The organism is Actinosynnema mirum DSM 43827 (assembly GCF_000023245.1).
In the GTDB taxonomy this organism is placed as follows: Bacteria; Actinomycetota; Actinomycetes; order Mycobacteriales; family Pseudonocardiaceae; genus Actinosynnema; species Actinosynnema mirum.
Genome location: NC_013093.1, coordinates 3,844,636 through 3,866,218 on the forward strand (window position 1 = coordinate 3,844,636; position 21,583 = coordinate 3,866,218).

General features: G+C 77.9%; 2 protein-coding genes. One reads left to right on the plus strand and one right to left on the minus strand.

Annotated elements, in window-relative coordinates:
* Nucleotides 1-45 precede the first annotated feature (45 nt).
* Nucleotides 46-20,352 carry a type I polyketide synthase gene (locus AMIR_RS41950; RefSeq protein WP_015802088.1) on the minus strand — a complete coding sequence of 6,769 codons (20,307 nt, stop codon included), beginning with the start codon at nucleotides 20,350-20,352 and terminating at the stop codon, nucleotides 46-48.
* A gap of 275 nt (nucleotides 20,353-20,627) precedes the next feature.
* Between AMIR_RS41950 and AMIR_RS16460 the strand changes: the two genes are divergently transcribed.
* Nucleotides 20,628-21,419 (plus strand): hypothetical protein, encoded by a 792-nt coding sequence (locus tag AMIR_RS16460; protein ID WP_143760752.1) that lies wholly within the window; start codon nucleotides 20,628-20,630, stop codon nucleotides 21,417-21,419.
* Nucleotides 21,420-21,583 lie beyond the last annotated feature (164 nt).

The following is a 21,583-nucleotide window of genomic DNA, read 5'->3' on the forward strand; positions in this document are numbered from 1 at the left end:
GGTGGGGGGCGCGGTGGGGGCCGGGGTCGGGGCTCGTGTGGCCGCTCACGCGTCCCCGAACTCCCGGTCGATGAACGCGAGCACGTCCTCGGCCCCCGCGTCGTCCAGCTCGTCGGCCGCCGCGCGCCCGCCGTTCGCGCGCCCGCCGTTCGCCCGCTCGCCGTTCGCGGCGACCAGCTCGCCGACGCGGGCGCTCAACCGCCGCAGCCGCAGCTCCAGCCGGGACCGGCCGATCTCGGCCGACGGCAGCGCCGGGATGGCCGCCTCCAGCCGGTCCAGCTCGGCCAGCACGCCCGCCACCGAGTCCACCGGCGCGGCGGCCGGGCCCAGCGCGGACCGCAGGTGCGCGGCCAGGGCGCTCGGGCGCGGGTGGTCGAACACCAGCGTCGCGGGCAGGGTGAGACCCGTGGCCGCGCCGAGCCGGTTGCGCAGCTCCACGGCCGTGAGCGAGTCGAACCCGACCTCCCGGAACGCCCGGTCGCCGGTGATGCCGCCCAGGCCCAGCACGGCCGCCGCCTCCGCCTGCACCAGCTCGGTGAGCAGCCGCTCCTGCTCGGCGGGCGGCAGCCCGGCCAGCCGCGCCCCGATCCCCCCGGCGTCGGCGGGCGCGTCCACGACCGCCAGCGCGTCGGCGACCTCGGGCAGCGCCGCCAGCAGCGGGCGCGGCCTGGCCAGCGCGTAGGCGGGGGCGAAGCGGGCCCAGTCGACGTCCGCGACGAGCAGGTGCGCCTCGCCCGAGCCCACGGCGTGCGCGAGGGCGAGGGTGGCCAGGCGCGGGTCCATGGTGAGCAGCCCGGCGCGCCGCCACTGCTCGCCCAGCACCTCGTCGACCGTGCCGACGCCGCCCCACGCGCCCCAGGCCACCGAGGTGGCCGCGAGCCCTCGGGCGCGCCTGCGCTGCGCGAGCCCGTCCAGGAAGGCGTTGCCCGCCGCGTACCCGGCCTGCCCGCCGCTGCCCCAGGCCGCCGCGCCGGAGGAGAACAGCACGAACGCGTCCAGCTCCCGGTCGCCCAGCAGCTCGTCCAGCAGGCGGGCGCCCGCGACCTTGCCCCGGCCGATGGCCGCGAACTCCTCCGGCGTGGTCTCCACCAGCGGCCGTCCCGGTCGCGCCACGCCCGCGGCGTGCACCACCGACAGCGGCCCGTCCGGCAGGTTCGCGACCACCTCGGCCAGCGCGTCCCGGTCGGTGACGTCGCAGGCCAGCACCGCGCAGCGGGCTCCCGCCGCCGTGATGTCGGCGACCAGGGCGTCCGCGCCCGGCGCGTCCGGGCCGCCGCGCGAGAGCAGCACCACGTCCCGCGCGCCCCGCTCCGCCGCCCACCGGGCGACGTAGCCGCCGAGGCCGCCGGTGCCGCCGGTGACCAGCACCGTCCCGCGCGGTCGCCACGCGGGCGCCGACGCGACCGGGCGTCGGGTCATGCGCCGCGCGAACACCCCGGCCGGGCGCACCGCCAGCTGGTCCTCGTCGCCCGCGCCCGCGACCACCGCGCACAGCAGGTCCAGCGCGACCCCGTCCGGCCGCGCGGGCAGGTCGACCAGGCCACCCCAGGTGTCCGGCAGGTCCAGGCCCAGCACGACGCCCGTGCCCCACAGCTGCGGCCCGAACTCGGCCGTCACCTCGCCGGGGTCGGCGACGGCGACCGCGCCGAGCGTGGCGCACCACAGCGGGGCCGACCAGCCGCGCCGCACCGCCTCCCGCACCAGCCCGACCGCGTCCACGACGCCGCGCGAGAGCGTGCCGCCCCCGGCCGGGCGGTCGTCCCACGCCAGCAGCGACAGCACCCCGTCCGGCTCGTCACCCAGGTCCGGGCCCAGGTCCGGGCCCGCCGCCACGATCCTCGGCGTCGCGCCGCGCGCGGCCAGCGCCGCCGCGACCTCGGCGACCGAGGTGTCGTCGGCGAGCGCCTCGGGCACCACGACCAGCCACGTCCCGGACAGCGGGGCGGCGGGCACGTCCACCCGCTCCCAGCCGATCCGGTAGGACCAGTCGTCCACGGCCGCGCCGTCCCGGTTGCGGGCCCGCCAGCTCGTCAGCCCCGGCAGCACCGGCTCCAGGGCGGCGGGCTCGACGCCCAGGGACCCGGCGAGCGCGGCCACGTCGCCGCTGTCCACGGCGTCCCAGAACGGGGCGTCCGCGACGGCCTGCGGCGCGTCCGGCTCGGTGAGCCAGTAGCGCTCGTGCTGGAACGCGTAGGTGGGGAGCGTCGTGCGGTGCGCGCCGCTGCCCGCGTAGACCGCGTCCCAGTCGACGTGGACGCCGCGCACGTGCAGGGTGGCGAGGCTGGTGAGGAGGCGGTCGGGGCCGCCGTCGTCGCGGCGGAGGGTTCCGGTGACGGCGGTGGGTCCGGTTCCTTCGAGCGTGGCCTCGATGGCGGTGGTGAGCACGGGGTGGCTGGAGACTTCCACGAACACCCGGTGGCCCTGCTCGGCGAGAGTGGTGATGGCGGAGTGGAAGCCCACCGCGCCGCGCAGGTTGCGGAACCAGTAGTCGCCGTCGGCGTCCTCACCGGTGGTCCACTCGCCGGTCGCGGTCGACAGCCACGGGATCGTGCCCGCCCTCGGCCGCACGTGCGCCAAGGCCTCGGCGAGCCGCTCGCGGATGGCGTCGACGTGCCCGGTGTGGCTGGCGTAGTCGACGGGGATGATCCGGGCCCGGACCTCGGCGCCCTCGTAGTGGGCGTGGAGCTCGCGCAGCGCGTCCACGTCACCGGCCACCACGGTCGACGTCGGCCCGTTGAGCGCGGCGACCCACAGCCGTCCGGGATACCCGCTCAGGTCGACGTCATCGGCGGGCAGGGCGACGGACATCATGCCGCCGAGCCCGGCCAGGTCCTGGGCGATCGCCTTGCTGCGCAACGCGACCACGGCTGCGGCGTCGGGCAGGCTGAGCGCCCCGCTGACCGCCGCCGCCGCGATCTCGCCCTGCGAGTGCCCGACAACGGCGTCCGGTTCCACGCCCAGCGACCGCCACAGCGCCGCCAGCGACACCATCACCGCCCACGACGCGGGCTGCACCACGTCGACCCGCTCCAGCGACCCGCGCTCGCGCAGCACCTCGATCAGGTCGAAGTCCACGAACGGGTCCAGCGCTTCCGCGCACTCGCGCAACCGCTCGGCGAACACCGGCGACGCGTCCAGCAGTTCGGCCCCCATGCCGATCCACTGCGCCCCCTGGCCGGGGAACACGAACACCACGCGCCCGTCGACCCCGGCCTCACCGGTCGTCACGAGCGCGGACGAGCGGCCTTCGGCCAGCGCCGCCAGCCCGTCACGGGCCTGCTCCGCCGTCCCGGCCACCACGACCGCCCGCTGCGCGAACGCCGTCCGCGTGCCCGCCAACGACCAGCCCACGTCGGCGGGTCCGGCCTGCGAGCCCGCCAGGTGCGTCCCGAGCCTGGCGGCCTGGGCGCGCAGCGCGGCGGGCGTGCGCCCGGACACCGGCCAGGCCACCGCCCCGACCAGCCCGGCGCCCCGCGGGGCGACCGGCGTGGCGGGCGCGTCCTGCGGGGCCTGCTCCAGCAGCACGTGCGCGTTGGTGCCGGAGATCCCGAACGAGGACACGCCCGCCCGGCGCGGCCTCCCGGTCTCCGGCCACGGCCGCGCCCGCGACAGCAGCGCCACCGCGCCCGAGGACCAGTCGACCTTCGTCGTCGGGGTGTCGGCGTGCAGGGTCGCGGGCAGCACGCCCCGCTGCATCGCCAGCACCATCTTGAGCACGCTCGCGATGCCCGCCGCCGCCTGGGTGTGCCCGATGTTCGACTTCACCGACCCCAGCCACAGCGGTCGCCGCGGGTCCCGGTCCCGCCCGTAGGTGGCGAGCAGCGCCTGCGCCTCGATCGGGTCGCCGAGTGCGGTGCCGGTGCCGTGCGCGTCGACCGCGTCCACCTCGTCGGGGGACAGCCCGGCGTTGGCCAGCGCCTGCCGGATCACCCGCTGCTGCGCGGGCCCGTTCGGCGCGGTCAGGCCGTTGGACGCGCCGTCCTGGTTCAGGGCCGTGCCGCGCACGACCGCCAGCACCGGGTGCCCGTTGCGGCGCGCGTCCGAGAGCCGCTCCAGCAGCACCAGGCCGACGCCCTCGGCGAACGCCATGCCGTCCGCGCCGTCGCCGAACGCCTTGCAGCGCCCGTCGGGGGCCGCGCCGCGCTGCCGGGAGAACGAGACGAACCCGCCCGGCCTCGCGATCACCGTCGCGCCGCCCGCGATCGCCATCGAGCACTCGCCCGAGCGCAGCGCCTGCGCCGCCAGGTGGATCGCCACCAGCGACGAGGAGCACGCGGTGTCCACGGTGACGGCGGGCCCGGTCAGCCCGAGCAGGTACGCCACCCGGCCGGAGGCGATGCTGGTGGTCGAGCCGGTCATCACGTACCCCTCCAGCTCGGCGGGGGTCGTGCCGCTGTGCACGCCGTACTCCTGGTTGATCACGCCCGCGAACACGCCGACGTCGCTGCCGCGCACCGAGGTCGGGGCGATGCCCGCGCGTTCGAACAGCTCCCAGGAGGTCTCGGCGAGCAGCCGCTGCTGCGGGTCGGTGGCCAGCGCCTCGCGCGGGGAGATGCCGAAGAACTCGGCGTCGAACCCGGCCGCGTCGGCGAGGAACCCGCCGTCGCGCACGTAGCTCTTGCCCGGCCGGTCCGGGTCGGCGTCGTAGAGCGCCTCCAGGTCCCAGCCCCGGTCGCGCGGGAACGGGGTGATGGCGTCCCGGCCCCGCTCCAGCAGCTCCCACAGCGCCTCGGGCGAGTCCGCGCCGCCGGGGAGGCGGCAGCTCGCCGACACGATCACCACCGGGTCGTCGTCCCGCGCCCCCGCCGTGGCGGCGACGGCCCGCGCCTGCGGCAGGTCGTCGCCGGTCAGCTCGGCGCGCAGGTGCGCGGCCAGCGCGGTCGGGGTGGCGTGGTCGAACACCAGCGTGGAGGGCAGCCGAAGCCCGGTCGCGGCGGCGAGCCGGTTGCGCAGCTCCACGGCGGTGAGCGAGTCGAAGCCGGTCTCGGTGAACGCGCGCTCGGCGTCCACGGCCTCCTTGCCCGCCAGGCCCAGCACGACGGCGGCGTGCGAGCGCACCAGGTCCAGCACGAACCGGCGCCGGTCGGCCTCGCCCAGCCCGGCCAGCGCCGCCGCCACGCCGCGCTCGTCCCGCGCGGACGTGGCCAGCGCGCGCCGGGCGGGCCGGACCAGGCCGCGCAGCACCGGGTTCGCGGCGGTGGCCGCCGTGACGTCCAGCTCGGCGGCGACGACCGTCGAGCGTCCGGTGCGGAGCGCGGCGTCGAGCAGGCGCAGCGCGGACGCGGTGTCCATGGGGCGCACCAGGTCGCGGCGGCCGCCGGGCGCGGGCAGGTCTGCGGTGAGGGCGCTGGTCTGCGCCCACCGGCCCCAGGCCAGCGACAGCCCGGCCAGACCGGCGGCCGACCGGTGCTGGGCCAGCGCGTCCAGGTAGGTGTTGGCGGCGGCGTAGTTCGCCTGGCCCGCGTTGCCCAGCACGCCCGCCACCGACGAGCACAGGGCGAACAGCGCGAGGTCGGCGTCCTCGGTGGCCTCGTGCAGCAGCAGGGCGGCGTCGGCCTTGGGGCGCAGCACCGCCGCGACCCGGTCGGCGTCCAGGGCGGTGAGCACCCCGTCGTCCAGCGCGCCCGCCGCGTGCACGACGCCGGTGAGCGGGCGCCCGGTGGGGATCGAGGCGAGCAGCGCGGTGAGCGCGTCCTTCTCGGCCACGTCGCACGCGGCCACCCGGACCCTCGCGCCCCGCTCGGCCAGCTCCGCGACCAGGTCGGCCGCGCCCGGCGCGTCGGGGCCGCTGCGGCTGACCAGCAGCAGGTGCCGGACGCCGTGCGCGTCCACCAGGTGGCGGGCCAGAGCCGCGCCGAGGGTTCCCGTGCCGCCGGTGATCAGGACCGTGCCGTCGCGGTCGAGCGCGCGGGGCGGGGTGAGCACGAGCTTGCCGACGTGGCGGCCCTGGCTCATGGCCCGGAACGCCTCGGGGGCGCGCACCAGGTCGGTGCGCCGGGTCGGCAGCGGGCGGAGCGCGCCCGACTCGAACAGGGCCACCAGCTCCACCAGCAGCTCGGCGATCCGGTCCGGCCCGGCGTCGCCGCCGAGGTCGAACGGGAGGTAGGCGCGGCCGGGGTGCTCGCGCGCCACCTCGTCGGCGTCGCGCAGGTCCGCCCGGCCCATCTCCACGAACCGGCCGCCCGCGCGCAGCAGCCGCAGCGAGGCGTCGACGTGCTCGCCGACCAGGGAGTTCAGCACCACGTCGACGTCGCCGAACCGCTGCGCGTAGGCGAGGTCCCGGCTGGAGGCCAGGTGGTCGGCGGGCAGGTCCAGCGCGGCGTGCTTGGCCGGGTGCGCGGTGCCCAGCACGCGCGCGCCGAAGTGCCGGGCGAGCTGCACGGCGGCCATGCCGACGCCGCCCGCCGCCGCGTGCACCAGCACGGTCTCGCCCTCCGCCAGGCCGCCGAGGTCGCGCAGCCCGTACAGGGCGGTCAGGAACGCGACCGGCACGCCCGCCGCGTCGGTGAACGACCAGCCGCGCGGCATCCGCACCACCGTGCGGGCGTCGGCCACGGCCAGCGGCCCGAACGAGCCGGGGATCATGCCCATCACGCGGTCGCCCACGGCCACGCGGGTGACGTCCGGCGCGACCTCCACGACCACGCCCGCGCCCTCGGTGCCGATCTCCGACTCGTAGGCGTCGAGCGCGATCAGCACGTCCCGGAAGTTCAGGCCGCCCGCCCGCACCACGATCCGCACCTGACCGGGCGCGAGCGGCGCCCCGGCGGCGGGGTTGGGCACGAGCGCCAGGTTCTCCAGGGTGCCCCGGCCGGTGCTGTCGAGCCGCCACGGCCCGTCCGGCACGGCCAGCGCCCCGGACGCCTCGACCAGCCTCGGCGCGAACGCCGCCCCGCCGCGCAGGGCGAGCTGCGGTTCTGCGCCCGCGGCGTGCGCGGCGGCGTCCAGCGCGGCCTCGGAGGCGTCGTCGACGTCGACCACGGCGACGCGTCCGGGTTCCTCGGCCTGCGCGGCGCGCACCAGCCCCCACACCGCGGCGGCGGCCGGGTCGGTGACCTCGGCGTCGTCGTGCACGGCCACCGCGCCCCGCGTCACCACGACCAGGGTCGCCGTCCCGTCGAGCGCGGCCTGGAGCTCGGCGAGCACCCGCGTGGTGATCGCCTCGGCCCGCCCGACGCCCTCGGGCAGCTCCCACGCCCTGGTGTCCAGGACGGCGGGGGAACCGGTCGTCTCCTCGGGCAGCGGGTGCGGGGTCCACTCCAGCGCGTGCAGCCCGTCGTCCGCCGCCGCTGCCGCCGTCGCCGCCGCTGTCGCCCGCAGCCGGTCCGCGTCGGCGGCGCGCAGCAGCAGCGACCCGACGGTCACCACGGGCGTGCCCGCCGGATCGCTCGCCCGCAGCGACAACCGCTCCGGCCCGTCCGCCTCCACCCGCACGCGCAGCGCCGTCGCCCCGGCCGCGTGCAGCCGCACGCCGGTCCAGGTGAACGGCAGCGCTGTGCCCCGGCCGTGGCCCGCGCACAGCGAGGCCGCGTGCAGGGCCGCGTCCAGCAGCGCCGGGTGCAGCCCGAACCGGGCCGCCGCGCCGTGCTGGTCGTCGGGCAGCCCGACCTCGGCGAACGCCTCGTCGCCCCTGACCCAGCCGCGCACCAGGCCCCGGAAGGCCGGGCCGTAGTCGTAGCCCCGTTCGGCGAGGCCGTCGTAGAAGCCGCCGAGGTCCACCGGCTCGGCCCCGGCGGGCGGCCACTCGTCGCCCTCCGCTCCCGGCGCGGCGTCCTCGTCCGGCGCGAGCGAGCCCGAGGCGTGCTCGGTCCACGGCCGGTCGTCGCCCGCCCGCGAGTACACCGCGACCGGCCGCCGCCCGTCCCGCGCCTCCTCGCCCACCAGCACCTGCACCTGCGCCGACCCGGTGCGCGGCAGCACGAGCGGCCTGCCCAGCACCAGCTCCGCCACCACCGGCGTGCCGGTCTCGTCACCCGCGCGCACCACCAGCTCCACCAGCGCCGTCCCCGGCAGCAGCGGCACGCCGGACAGCGCGTGGTCGGCCAGCCACGGCTGCGCGGACAGCGACAGCCGCCCGGTCAGCAGCACGCCGCCGGTGTCCGGGACGCTGACCACCGCGCCCAGCAGCGGGTGCCCGGCCTGCCGCAGCCCCACCGCGCGCACGTCGCCGCCGGACGGGGTGAGCCAGAACCGCTCGTGCCGGAACGCGTACGTCGGCAGCTCCACCACCGCGGCCCCGGTCCCGCCGAACACCGCCGCCCAGTCCACCGCCACGCCCGAGGCGGCCACCTCGCCGAGCGCGCCCACGACCCGGTCCGCGCCGCCGTCGTCGCGGCGCAGCGTGCCCGCCACGGCGACCCGCACGTCCTGCCGCTCGTCGGCGACCTCGCCGATCGCGGTGGTCAGCACCGGGTGCGTGGAGACCTCCACGAACGCCCGGTGCCCGGCGTCCACCAGCGCGCGGACGGCCTCGTCGAAGCGGACCACGTCGCGCAGGTTGCGGTACCAGTAGTCGGCGTCCAGCCTGGTGCGCTCCACCCACCGCCCGTCCACGGTGGACAGCCAGGGCACTTCGCCCGCCGCGGCGGTGACGTCGGCCAGCTCCTCGCGCAGCCGCGCCTCGATGCCGTCGACGTGCCCGGAGTGCCCGGCGAAGTCCACGCCGGGCAGCCGCCACCGGTTGATCCGGGCCTTGGCCAGCACCCGCACGAACTCGCCCAGCGCCTCGGCGTCACCGGACACCGAGACGGACGCGGGGCTGTTGACCGCCGCGATCCACAGCTTCCCGGCCCACGGCTCCAGCAGTTCGGCGACCCGCTCGGGCGAGGTGAGCACGGACAGCATCCCGCCGCGCCCGGTCAGCTCCTGCGCGATGGCCCTGCTGCGCCGCGCGATCAGCCGCGCCGCGTCGCCCAGCGCCAGGTACCCGCCGACCACGGCGGCGGCCACCTCGCCCTGCGAGTGCCCGACGACGGCGGACGGCTCCACCCCGCACGAGCGCCACAGCGCGGCCAGCGCCACCATCACCGCCCACGAGGTGGGCTGGAGCACGTCGACCCGCTCGAACCCCGGCGCGCCCTCCGCGCCGCGCACCACGTCCAGGAGGTCCCAGTCGGTGTGCGGGGCCAGCGCGTCGGCGCACTCGCGCAGCCGCGCGGCGAACACCGGCGAGGACCCCAGCAGCTCACGGCCCATGCCCGCCCACTGCGCGCCCTGGCCGGGGAACACGAACACGGTCTTCGCCGAACCCGACCCGACGGCGGAGCCGGTGAGCACGGCCTGGCTGGCCTCGCCGCCCGCGAGCGCGTCGGCGGCCGACAGCAGCGCCTCCCGGGCGCCGCCGACGAGCACGGCGCGGTGCGGGTGCGCGGTGCGGGTGGTCGCGAGGGACCAGCCGACGTCGAGCGGCGAGAGGTCGTCGTGCGCCCGCACGTGGGCGGCCAGCTTCGCGGCCTGCGCGGGCAGTGCGTCGGCGGAGCGGGCCGACAACGGCCAGGGGATCACGCCGGAGGTCTGGACGGGGCCCGCTGGGGCGTCCGGGGTGGGCGCCGACCGGGTGTCCGGCCCAGACGCCGCCGCCCCACTCCGCGCCCCCGCGCCCTCCTCCGCAGGCGCGGCTTCCAGCACCAGGTGGGCGTTCGTGCCGCTGATCCCGAACGACGACACCCCCGCCCGCCGGGGCCTGCCGCTCTCCGGCCACGGCCGGGCGCTCGTCAGCAGGCGCACGCCGCCCGACTCCCAGTCCACCGCCGCGCTCGGCTCCCGCACGTGCAGCGACCGGGGCAGCAGGCCGTGGTTCAGCGCCAGCACCATCTTGATCACGCTCGACACGCCCGCCGCCGCCAGCGTGTGCCCGGTGTTGGACTTGAGCGACCCCAGCCACACCGGTTCCGCGCCCTCCCGGTCCGCGCCGTAGGTCGCCAGCAGCGCGCCCGCCTCGATCGGGTCGCCGAGCGCGGTGCCGGTGCCGTGCGCCTCCACCGCGTCCACGTCCGACGGCCGCAGGCCCGCGTCGGCCAGCGCCGCCCGGATCACCCGCTGCTGCGCCGGTCCGCTGGGCGCGGTCAGCCCGTTCGACGCCCCGTCCTGGTTCAGCGCCGACCCCCGGATCACCGCGAGCACCGGGTGCCCGCGCCGCCGCGCGTCCGAGAGCCGCTCCAGCAGCAGCACGCCCGCGCCCTCGCTGAACGCGGTGCCGTCCGCGTCCGCGCCGAACGCCTTGCAGTTCCCGTCCCGCGCCAGCCCGCGCTGCCGGGAGAACTCCACGAACGCCGACGGCCGCCCCATCACGGTCGCGCCGCCCGCCAGCGCCATCGAGCACTCGCCCCGGCGCAGCGCCTGCACCGCCCAGTGCGTGGCCACCAGCGACGACGAGCACGCCGTGTCCACGGTGACCGCCGGGCCCTCCAGCCCGAACAGGTAGGCCACCCGCCCGGACGCCACCGACGTGGCGGTGCCGGTGAGCAGGTAGCCCTCCAGCTCCTCGGGGGCCGTGCCCGCGCGCACCCCGTAGTCCTGGTCGATGATCCCGGCGAACACCCCGGTGTCGCTGCCGCGCACCGAGACCGGGTCGATCCCGGCGCGCTCGAACGCCTCCCAGCAGGTCTCCAGGAACACCCGCTGCTGCGGGTCCATCGCCAGGGCCTCGCGCGGGGAGATGCCGAAGAACCCGGCGTCGAACCCGCCCGCGTCGTCCAGGAACCCGCCGCGCAGCACGTAGGAGGTGCCGGGGGAGTCGGCGTCCGGGTGGTAGAGCGACTCCAGGTCCCAGCCCCGGTCGTCGGGGAAGTCCACGATCCCGTCCCGCTCCCCGGTGAGCAGCTCCCACAGCCCGGCCGGGTCGACCACCCCACCGGGCAGCCGGCACGCCATCGACACGATCGCGATCGGCTCGTCGGCGGGCGCGGCGGCGGTCACGGGAGCCGCGGCGGCGGTCACGGCTCCGGGAGCCACGACGGCGCCCAGCAGCTCGCCCCGCAGCAGCGCGGCGAACCGCACCGGCGTCGGGTGGTCGAACGTCGCCGTCGCGGGCAGCCGCAGCCCGGTCGCCGCCGCGAGCCGGTTGCGCAGCTCCACGGCGGTGAGCGAGTCGAACCCCATGTCCCGGAACGCCACCTGCGGCTCGACCCGCTCGGCGCTCGCGTGCCCGAGCACGGCGGCGGCCTCGCCGCGCACCAGGCCCAGCAGCAGCTCGTCCTGCTCCGCGGCCGACAACCCGGCCAACCGCCCGGCCAGCCCGCCCACGGCGTCCCGGTCGCGGGTGGCGGCCGTGCGGCGGGTGGCGCGCACCAGCCCGCGCAGCAGCGGCGACCCCGACGCGGGGTCGCGCAGCGCGGCCGGGTCGATCCGGGCGGCCACCAGCGCGGGCAGCCCGGACGCCAGGCCCGCGTCCAGCGCCGCCAGCGCCTCGTCGTTGCCCATGCCCAGCACGCCCGCGCGCCGCGTGCGGTCCACCGCGCGCCCGTCCATCGTCGCGGTCAGCGCGCTCGTGTCGCTCCACAACCCCCAGGCCAGCGAGGTCGCCGGGAGGGCGCGGGCGTGCCGGGTGCGGGCCACCGCGTCCAGCACGGCGTTCGCCGCCGCGTAGTTGCCCTGCCCCGCGTTGCCGAGCACGCCCGCCGCCGAGGAGTAGACGACGAACGCGGCCAGGTCGGCGTCACGGGTCGCCTCGTCCAGGTGCGCGATCGCGTCCACCTTGGGGCGGAACACCGCGTCGAACCGCTCCGGGGTGAGCGCGGTGACCGTGCCGTCGTCGAGCGCGCCCGCCGCGTGCACGACCGCCGTCAGCGGGCGCCCGGCCGGGACCGAGGCGAGCAGGGCGTCGAGCGCGGCCCGGTCGGCGACGTCGCACGCCGCCACCCGCACGTCCGCGCCCAGCCCGCGCAGCTCCTCCGCCAGCTCGCTCGCGCCGGGCGCGTCGGGGCCCCGCCTGCCGACCAGCAGCAGGTTCCGCGCGCCGTGCGCGGTGACCAGGTGGCGGGCGGCGGTGGCCCCGAGCGTGCCGGCGCCGCCGGTGATCAGCACCGTGCCCTCGGGGTCGAGGCGGCGCGGGATCGTCAGGACGATCTTGCCGGTGTGCCCGCCCCGGCTCATCTCGCGGAACGCCGAGGCCGCGCGCGTGACGTCCCACGTGCGCACTGGCAGTGGCCGCAGCGCGCCCGACTCGAACAGGCCCACCAGCTGCTCCAGCAGCTCGCCGATCCGGTCCGGCCCGGCGTCCGCGCCCAGGTCGAACACCCGGTAGCGGACGTCCCCGACCGAGTCGGCGTCCCGGACGTCGTTCTTGCCGATCTCCACGAACCGGCCGCCCGCGCGCAGCAGCCGCAGCGAGGCGTCGACGTGCTCGCCGACCAGGGAGTTCAGCACCACGTCCACGTCGCCGAACCGCCGCGCGTAGCCGAGGTCGCGGCTGGAGGCGAGCCGCTCGGCGGGCACGCCCAGCGCGGTCAGCACGCTGTGCTTGGCCGGGTGCGCGGTGGCCAGCACGCGCGCGCCGAAGTGGTGGGCGAGCTGCACGGCGGCCTGCCCGACGCCGCCCGCCGCCGCGTGCACCAGCACCGTCTCCCCGGCCCGCAGCCCGGCGACGTCCTGGAGTCCGTGCAGCGCGGTCAGGAACGCGACCGGCACGGCCGCCGCGTCGGTGAACGACCAGCCGCGCGGCACCCGCACCACCGTGCGGGCGTCGGCTACGGCCAGCGGCCCGAACGAGCGCGGGAACAGCCCCATCACCCGGTCGCCCGCGGCGAACCCGGTCACCTCGGGGCCGACCTCGGTCACGATCCCGGAGCCCTCGCCGCCGATGCCCTCCTGGCCCGCGACGCCGTCCAGCGCCACCAGCACGTCCCGGAAGTTCTGCCCGGCCGCCCTGACCTCGATCCGCACCTCCCCGGCCCGCAGCGGGACCGGTTCCGAGGCCACGAGCGCGAGCCCGTCGAGCGTGCCGGTGGTGACTGCGTCCAGGTGCCAGTGCGCCCCGGCGGGCGGCACGAGACCGGGGGGCAGGCGGCGCAGGCGCGGAGCCCGCACGAGCCCGCCGCGCAGCGCGGTCTGCGGCTCGTCGCCGGGCACGAGCGCGGCGACCTCGGCCGCCGCGCCGCCGTCGACGTCGACCAGCGCGAACCGGCCGGGGTGCTCGGACTGCGCCGAGCGCAGCAGCCCCCAGACGGCGGCGGCGGCCGGGTCGGTGACCTCGGCGTCGTCGGCCACCGCCACCGCGCCCGTGGTGATCACCAGCAGCGGTGCGCCGTCCACGCCCGCCAGCCGGTCCTGCACCAGTTCCAGCGCGCGGGCGGCCAGCTCGCGCGACCGGGTCGGCAGGTCGGCGGCGGCCTCCCAGTCGCGGGTGTCGGCGACCTCCGGCCACGAACCGCCCGCCGCGACCTCGGTCCACTCCACCTCGTGCAGCGACTCGGCCGGGCGCGCGCCCGTGACCGCCGGTCGCAGGGTCAGCCCGCCGACGCTCGCCACGGGCGCGCCGTCGGCGTCGAACAGCTCCAGTTCCAGGGAGTCCTCGCCGGTCGCCCGCACGCGCACCCGCACCGCCGTCGCCCCGGTGGCGTGCAGCCGCACCTCGTTCCACGCGAACGGCAGCAGCGTCCTGCCCGGCGCGGGCGGCACGCACAGGTTGCCCGCGTGCAGCGCCCCGTCCAGCAGGGCCGGGTGGATGCCGAACCCGTTCCCGGACCCCGCCTGCCCGGACCCCGCCTTCCCGGACAACGCCTCCTCGGGCAGCACGGCCTCGGCGAACACCTCGCCGTCGCGCGTCCACGCCGCCGCGAGCCCCCGGAACAGCGGCCCGTACTCGTAGCCCAGCTCCGCCAGGTTCTCGTAGAAGCCTTCCAGCGCAACGGGTTCCGCGCCCGCGGGTGGCCACTGCCCGGCCAGTCGCGCCCCGTCCAGTCGCGCCCCGTCCGGCCGCGCCCCGTCCGGCCGCGCCCCGTCCAGTCGCGCCCCGGCCGTCCGCGCCCCGGCCGGTCGCGCCCCGCCGTCCGCGCCGCCGGGGGCGAGCGCGCCTGCCGCGTGCTCGACCCACTCCGCCGCCGCCCCGGTCCGCGAGTACAGCCGCAGGTCCCGCACGCCCCCGTCGTCCGGGCCGCCGACGAGCACCTGCAGGTCCACCTCGGCGTCCGGCGGCACCACCAGCGGCTGCCCGATCACCAGCTCCCGCAGCACCCCGCACCCGGTCTCGTCGCCCGCGCGCACGGCCAGCTCCACGATCGCCGCGCCCGGCAGCAGCACCGTCCCGGCCACCGCGTGCTCGGCCAGCCACGGCTGCCGCCGGTGCGAGAGCCGCCCGGACAGCAGCACCCCGCCCGTGCCCGGCAGCGGCACGACCGCCCCGAGCAGCGGGTGCGCCGCGTCCACCAGCCCCGACCCGGACACGTCCCCGGCCACCGGGCCGCGCGCCAGCCAGTACCGCTCGTGCTGGAACGCGTACGTCGGCAGCTCCACCCGCCCGTCCGCGCCCGCGAACACCGCCTCCAGCCCCACCGGGACGCCGCGCGCGTGCAGCTCGGCGAGCCCGGTGAGGAACCGCTCGGGGCCACCGTCGTCGCGCCGCAGCGAGCCGACCACCAGCGCGTCGCGCACCCCGGCGGCCTCCAGCACCTCGCCGGTCGCGGCGGTGAGCACCGGGTGGCTGGACACCTCCACGAACACCCGGTGCCCGGAGCCCGCCAGCGCCGCCACCGCGTCGGCGAACCGCACGGTCCCGCGCAGGTTCCGGAACCAGTAGTCCGCGTCCAGCCCCGAGCCGTCGACCCACTCGCCGTCCACGGTGGACAGCCACGGCACGTGCCCGGCCTGCGCGGTGACGCCCGCCAGCACCTCCTGCAGCACCCCGTCGAGCGCGTCCACGTGCTCGGTGTGGCTGGCGTAGTCCACCGGGATGATCCGGGCCCGCACGCCCTCCCGCTCGCAGCGCGCGGCCAGCTCGGGCAACGCGTCGGCGGCCCCGGCCACCACGGTCGCGGACGGCCCGTTCACGGCGGCCACCGACACCCGGCCCTGCCGGTCGGCGATCAGCCCGGCCACCCGCTCCGCCCCGGCGGCGACGGACATCATGCCGCCGCGCCCGGCCAGGTGCTCGGCGATCGCGCGGCTGCGCAGCGCCACCACCCTGGCCGCGTCGTCCAGCGACAGCCACCCGGCGGCGCACGCGGCGGCCACCTCGCCCTGCGAGTGCCCGACCACGGCGTCCGGGCGCACCCCGCACGACTCCCACAGCGCGGCCAGCGCCACCATCACCGCCCACGAGGCGGGCTGGAGCACGTCGACCCGGTCCAGCTCCGCCCCGTCGGCGAGCAGGTCGAGCAGGGACCAGCCGGTCCACCGCTCCAGCGCCTCCGAGCACTCGCGCAGCCGCGCGGCGAACACCGGCGAGGTCTCCAGCAGCTCCCGGCCCATGCCGGTCCACTGCGCGCCCTGGCCGGGGAAGACGAACACGACCGGACCGTCCACGTCGGCCTGCCCGGTGACCAGGTTCGGCGCGGGCCGGTCCTCGGCGAGCGCGCGCACCCCGGCGCGCGCGGCGTCGACGTCCGGCGCGAGGACCGCGGCCCGGTGCTCGAACGCGGTGCGGGTGGTGGCGAGCGCGCGGCCCAGCACCGCCGGGTCGGTCCCGTCGGCCAGGTGCCCCAGCAGGGCCGCGGCCTGCGCGGCGAGCGCGGAGCGGGTGCGCCCGGACAGCACCAGCGGCGCGACGCCGCCGCTGACCGCCAGGCCGGGGGAGACCGGGTCGACCGGCGCGGCGGCCGGTTCCCGGTGCTCCTCCACCACGACGTGCGCGTTGGTGCCGCTGACCCCGAACGAGGACACGCCCGCCCGGCGTGGCCGCCCGTTCGCGCGCCACGGCCTGGCCTCGGTCAGCAGCTCGACCGCGCCCGCCGACCAGTCGACCTTGGACGAGGGCGTGCCGACGTGCAGGGTGCGGGGCAGGACGCCGTGCCGCAGCGCCATCACCATCTTGATCACGCCCGCGACGCCCGCCGCCGCCTGCGCGTGCCCGAGGTTCGACTTCAGCGACCCCAGCCACAGCGGCTGCTCGCGGTCCTGCCCGTAGGTGGCGAGCAGCGCCTGCGCCTCGATCGGGTCGCCCAGGGTGGTGCCGGTGCCGTGCGCCTCCACGGCGTCCACTTCGGACGGTCGCAGCCCGGCGTTCGCCAGCGCCTGCCGGATGACCCGCTGCTGCGCCGGGCCGCTGGGCGCGGTCAGCCCGTTGCTGGCCCCGTCCTGGTTCACCGCGCTGCCGCGCAGCACCGCCAGCACCGGGTGCCCGTCGCGGCGCGCGTCCGAGAGCCGCTCCAGCAGCAGCACGCCCACGCCCTCGGCCCAGTTCGTGCCGTCGGCGTCGTCGGAGAACGACTTGCAGCGCCCGTCGGCGGCGAGCCCGCGCTGCCGGGAGAACTCCACGAACGACGTCGGCTGCCCCATCACCGCGACCCCGCCCGCGAGCGCCATCGAGCACTCGCCCGAGCGCAGCGCCTGCGCCGCCAGGTGGATCGCCACCAGCGACGACGAGCACGCCGTGTCCACGGTCAGCGCCGGGCCGGTCAGGCCGAGCGCGTAGGCGACGCGGCCGGAGACCACGCTGCCCGCGCTGCCGGTGCTGACGAACCCCTCCAGGCCCTCCGGCGCGGAACCGGGTTCGGTCCCGTAGTCGTGGTACATCAGGCCGCTGAACACGCCGACGTCTTCGCCGTGCAGCGAGCGCGGGTCGATCCCGGCGCGTTCCACGGTCTCCCACACCACCTCCAGCAGCAACCGCTGCTGCGGGTCCATGGCCAGGGCCTCGCGCGGGGAGATGCCGAAGAACCCGGCGTCGAAGTCGCCCGCGCCCGGCAGGAAACCACCGCGGTCCACGGAGGACCTCCCCGGCGAGTCCGAGCCGTCGAGCAGGGTGGCCAGGCCCCAGCCCCGGTCGGTCGGGAACGGGCCGATCGCGTCGACGCCCTCGTCCACCAGCCGCCACAGGTCCTCCGGCGAGGCCACGCCGCCGGGCAGCCTGCACCCCATGGCGACGATCGCCACCGGCTCGTCCGCGCGCGAGGTCCCGCGCGCCCGCTCGATCCGCGCCCGCTCGACGTGCGGCCGGTCGCCGGTGACCTCGCGCACCAGGTGGTCGGCGAGCGCGGCCGGGGTCGGGTGGTCGAACACCGCCGTCGCGGGCAGGGACGCGCCGGTCGCGGCGTTGATCCGGTCGCGCAGCGCCACGGCGGTCAGCGAGGTGACGCCGAAGTCGCGGAACGCCTGGTCGGCGCGCACCGGAGTGTCCTCGGGCAGGCCGAGCGCCGCCGCGACGTGCTCGCGCACCAGGTCCAGCGCGACGCGCCGGGCCCGCTGCCCACCCGCCTCCGCGAGCCTGCGCGTGAACTCGGCCACCGCGCCCGGCGCGACCCGCGCGGCGCGACCGCCGTCGACCAGGTCGTGCAGCACCGGCGGCACCGCGCCCACCGCGCGCCGCGACCCGACCGCGTCGAGCCCGAGCACCACCAGCGGGCCCTGGTCGGCGGCGAGCGCGGCGTCGACCAGGGTCAGCGCCTCGGCCATCGGCAGCGCGCCCGCGCCCGCCTGCGCGGGCTCGCCCGGCAGCGGACCCCAGGCCACGGCCAGCCCCGGCAGGCCCCGGTCGGCGCGCCTGCGCACCAGCGCCTCGGCGAACTGGTCGGCCGCCGCGCGCGCCGGGTCGCCCGCCGAGCCCAGCAGCCCGGCCACCGAGGTGACCACGACGAACAGCGCCGGTCGCGCCTGGCGGGTCAGCTCGTGCAGGGCGACGAGGGCGCGCGCCGAGTCCAGCAGCGCCCGCCCGCCCTGCACGTGCACCACGGCCGTGACCGGACGGTCCTGCGCGTCGAGCAGGGCGCGCAGCGCGACCGGGTCGGCCGGGTCGCACACCACCGACTCCGCCCGCGCGCCCGCCGCCGCGAAGCCGGCCTCCAGGTCGGCGGCGGCCTGGTCGGGCAGCCCGTCGGGGGAGACCAGCAGCAGGCGCCGCGCGCCGTGCGCGGCCACCAGGTGCCGCGCGAGGGCCGCGCCGCGCGCCGAGTCGCCACCGGTGACCACGACCAGCCCGTCCGGGTCCAGCGCCGGGGCGGGGGCCGGGTCGGACGGCACGGACACCCTGGCCAGCCGGGGCGCCAGCGGCACGTCGCCGCGCACGGCCACCTGGTCGTGCCCGCCCGCGACGACGCGAGCCAGCGCCGCCGCCCGCCCGTCGCCGGACGCGTCCAGGTCGGCCGCCACCACCCGACCGGGGAACGCGGCCTGCACCGACCGCACCACACCCCACAGCGGGGCCGCCCGCAGCTCCCGCAGGTCCTCGCCGGGGGAGGTCGACACCGCGCCCGAGGTGGCCACGACGAACCGCGCCCCCGCGAACCGCTCGTCGGCCAGCCACCCGACGAGCCGCCGCGCGAGCCCGTCCGCGAGCGCCTCCACGTCCCGCGCGACCTCACCACGCTCACCGGGGACCGCGGCGACCAGCACGACCTGAGGGGGTTCGGCCGCGCCCGGCTCACCCGAGCCCGGTTCGCCCGAGCCACCCGCGCCCGGCTCACCCGAGCCACCCGAGCCCGGTTCGCCCGCGCTGCTCGCGCCCGGCTCGTCGGCGTCCGATCCGCCGTCGCCCAGCGCATCCGCGCCCGGCTCGCCCACCCGCACCCGCGCGCCCGTGGCCCGCAACCCGTCCGCGAGCCCCAGCGGGTCGCCGTCCACCAGCACCCAGCTCGCCGGGACCTCCTCACCCGGCAGCGCCGTCCTCGGCACCCAGTCCAGCCGCAGCAGCGACTGGAACTGCCCGCTCGACGCCGCCCGCAACCGGGCGGGCAGGTCCAGCAGCACGTGCCGGGTGGTCTTGCCCGACGCCGTGCGCGGCACCCGCTCGATCTCGTAGACCTCCTCGGGCACCTTGAAGTACGACAGCTCCTCCCGGCACGCCGCCAGCACCGCCGCCGGGTCGAACCCGCCCGCGCCCGGCACCACGAACACCACCGGCACCTCGCCCAGCACGTCGTGCGGCTTGCCCACGACGGCGACGTCCGCCACCCCCGGCACCGCCCGCACCACGGCCTCGACCTCGCCGGGGTGCACGTTCTCCCCACCCCGGATGATCATCTCCTTGATCCGCCCGGTGACCGTGCAGAACCCGGCCTCGTCGCGCCGCCCCAGGTCGCCCGTGCGGTACCAGCCGTCCCGCAGCACCTCGGCCGTCGCCTCGGGCTGGTTGTGGTAGCCCAGCATCACGCTCGGCCCCGACACCCAGAACTCGCCCTCCCGCCCGGCGGGCACGTCCAGCAGCGTCTCCGGGTCCACCAGCCGCACCGTCAGCCCCGGCACCGGCAGCCCGCACGAGCCCGCCACGCGCGCCCCGGTCGGCCAGTTCACCGCGATCGCCCCGCACGTCTCGGTGCTGCCGTAGGCGTCGATCAGCGGCACGCCGAACGTGTCCTCGAACGCGCGCAGCAGCTCCGCCGTCGTCACCGCCCCGCCGACCAGGCCCACCCGCAGGTCCGGGGCGGTGAACCCGCGCTCGCGGGCGGCGTCGACCAGGTACCGGTACAGCGTCGGCACGCCCGCCAGGAACGTCGACCGCTCCTGCTCCAGCGCCGCGAGCACGTCCTGCGCGGACGTGCCGTCCACGATGCGCGTGGTCGCGCCCACGGCCGTGGCGGCCAGCAGGCAGGTGATGTGCGACAGGCTGTGGAACAGCGGCAGCGGCCACAGCACGCGGTCCTCGGCGCGCAGGTCCGGCACCGGCACGTAGCAGGCGGCCACCGACCACAGGCAGCTGCGCTGCGTGGACAGCACGCCCTTGGGGCGCCCGGTCGTGCCGGAGGTGTAGAGCATCCAGGCCACGTCGTCGAGCCCGAGCCCGTCGCGCGCGGGCAGCTCCGGCTCCTCGGCGGCCAGCGGCTCGAACGCGATGACGCCGTCGGGCAGCGGGCCGTCCTGGGTGGCGATCACGGTCAGGTCGCCGAACCGCTCGGCGCGCAACCGGTCGAACCGCTCGGCGCGCGCCGCGTCGGTGATCACCAGCCGGGCCCCGCTGTCGGCGAGCAGGTGGGTCAGCTCCGCGTCGGTGGAACGCGGGTTCACCGGGACCGCCACGGCGTCCGCGCGGAGCACGCCGAAATAGCTCTCGATCATTTCGACGCGATTTCCCAGGCAGATCATCGCGCGGTCGCCGGGGTGCAGCCGCAACTGCCCGAGGTGACCGGCGAGGCGGCGCGTGCGCCGTTCCAGCCCGGCGTGCCCGACCGAACGGCGACCGTCCGAGTAGGCGGTCCTGTCGCCGAAGCGATCCGCGTTGGCCCCGAGCAGTTCGGGAACCGGGCGGATCAGGTCGGTCCGAAGCATGTCACCACGTCCTTCGGTGCGCGCACGCGCAGGACCGGGGTGTCCGCGACGACGCGGACCCGGTCCTGCGGCCTGAGCTTGGAAGTCGCTCCTGCATGTGCTTCCGATTCTTCTTCCGCTTTGCGGGCACTCGCCCCCTAAGGCATCCCCCTCAACCCCCCTGACCTGATTTGGCGGTGAATTCGGCGTATTGCGCGTCGCTATTGTCGGCGGCGTCGGAACAGCGCGGTGATCCCGCAGGACCCGTTCTCGCCAAGGCGGAAGTGGTGGTGGACATGACGCGGACCGGTTCCGCGAGAGCGCCCCTCGGCGGACCCCCGGCGGCGGGCGCCCCGTCCTGGTCGGGCTGGTCGCTGGCAGGCGGTGGAGCCCGCTCGGTGGCCGAGGTGCTGCCCCCCGTCGTGCGGGAGCTGCGCGCGCGGGACCGGGGCGCGCACTGGTCGTTCCTGCGCGGGGCGGGGGTGGTGGCGCTGTGGCTGGGCACGACCGAGGCCGCGCGGGGCCCGGTGCTCGCCGTGCTGTGCGCCAAGGCGGCGGCCCGCGACCTGCGCGTCGACCCGGCGGGCGAGGGCCTGCCGGGTGGGGGCCTGCCGGGCGGGCCGGTGGAGCCGCTGGTCGCGACCGCGTCCAGCGAACTGGCCCTGGACGTCGCGTCGGTGGTGAGCCCGGTGTGGGGCGAGGACCCTGGCGAGTCGGGCGCGCAGGCCACGGTGCTGCACCACCTGGCCGAACTGGTCGCGCTGGCCCCGGAACCGGCCAGGCCCGCGTTCCTGTTCCACTGCTGGCAGAGCTGGAGCAGGCCGCTCCGCCCGGTCGAGCGCACCGAGGCCGCCGTCGCCGCGCAGGGGGCGCCGCCCGGCGGGCGCGTGGTCGGCTCGGCGGGCGCGTGGCGGCGCTACCTGGAGCAGCTGCGCGCCGCCGCGGACCGCCGCCGCCCGGCCCTGCCGGTGCTGTTCGAGCAGGCGACCCTGACCCACAACCGCCTCGGCGTCGGCGCGGCCGTGGCGGCGCGGGCGGCGCTCACCCTGCGCACCACGCTCGTGACGGGCGCCGCGGGCGGCGGCTGAGGCAGCACGACCGCCTTTTTGCCGCCCGCACTTCCGCCCCACCACTGGGATCGCTCCCGGTCGCTTGCCCCCACTCGAATTCCTGCCCGTTCGCCCCCGGACCCGTTCCCATTCCTGCCCGATTGCTTTCCCGTCACCCCTCCGCGTCCCCCGATCGCCCCCGT

What these genes read in the sequence shown, in the direction of transcription:
- AMIR_RS41950 (WP_015802088.1), bottom strand. Translation starts at nt 20,352, where the DNA reads ATGCTTCGGACCGACCTGATCCGCCCGGTTCCCGAACTGCTCGGGGCC.
- AMIR_RS16460 (WP_143760752.1), top strand. Translation starts at nt 20,628, where the DNA reads ATGACGCGGACCGGTTCCGCGAGAGCGCCCCTCGGCGGACCCCCGGCG.